1 protein-coding gene is annotated in these 1033 nt (G+C 73.9%); it reads left to right on the forward strand.

The window, feature by feature from the left end; all coding sequences use genetic code 11:
• Window positions 1–201 precede the first annotated feature (201 nt).
• Window positions 202–1033 (forward strand): glycosyl hydrolase (locus GT045_RS39230; protein WP_345942845.1); only part of this gene is annotated, 832 nt, incomplete at its 3' end.

Consider the following 1033-nt stretch of genomic DNA (forward strand, 5'->3'; position numbering starts at 1 on the left):
GTGGCCCGGACGGCCGACCCGCCGACACCGGCCCAGGCGGCCGCGACGCCCGCCCCGGTGCCACCCGCCGGTCAGGCGGCCGCGACGCCCGTCCCGGTGCCACCTGCTGGCCAGGCGGCCTCGACGCCCGTCCCGGCAGTGCCGACCGCTCAGACACCTGTGGAGTCCGCCTCGGTGTCCCCGGCTGCTCAGACGGCCACGGTGCCCGCCCCAGCAGCGTCGACCCCTCAGACCCCTCAAGTCCCTCAGACCGCCACCCCGGCAGCTCCGACCACCCCGGCGGCTCCGACCACCCCGGCGGCTCCGACCACCCCGGCGGCTTCCTCGGGCGCGGCCTCCGTCCCGCCCTTCGGGGCGTTTCTCGACTCCGGCCCCAGTGGGGTCGCGCGCATGAGCGAGCTGAGCCGCTGGCTGGGCGGGACCGAGCTGAAGGTCGCCCACACCTACCTGCCGGGCGGCCGCTGGGAGGACATCGAGGGCTCGCCCGGCTTCCTGGACGCGTGGGCGAAGTGGCGCCGCGACAAGGCGGACCGGATGCTCGTCCTGAACGTCCCGATGCAGGAACGCAACGAGGAGGACGTCCCGGACGCCCAGGTGCGGGTGCTGCTGCGGCAGGCCGCGGCCGGCGCGTTCGACCACCACTTCCGGGCCCTGGCCGAGCGGCTGGTGGGGCTGGGGGTGCCGGACACGGTGATCGTGCTCGGCTGGGAGATGAACGGCATCACCTACACCCACCGCTGCGGTCCCGATCCGCTCGCCTGGCGGACGTACTGGAACCGCATCGTCGCGACGATGCGATCGGTGCCGGGACAGCGGTTCCGTTTCGACTTCACGCCGAGCCGCGGCCGGGACGCCGTGCCCTGGACCGCGTGCTATCCCGGGGACGACACCGTCGACATCGTCGGCATGGACGCCTACGACCAGCCGAGCGGGCTGTCCTTCGACGAGCAGGTCAGCGAGCCCTACGGCCTCCAGCAGCACGTGGACTTCGCCAGGTCCCACGGCAAGCCCATCTCCTATCCGGAGTGGGGAC

This window comes from Streptomyces sp. SID486 (assembly GCF_009865385.1).
Taxonomy (GTDB): domain Bacteria; phylum Actinomycetota; class Actinomycetes; order Streptomycetales; family Streptomycetaceae; genus Streptomyces.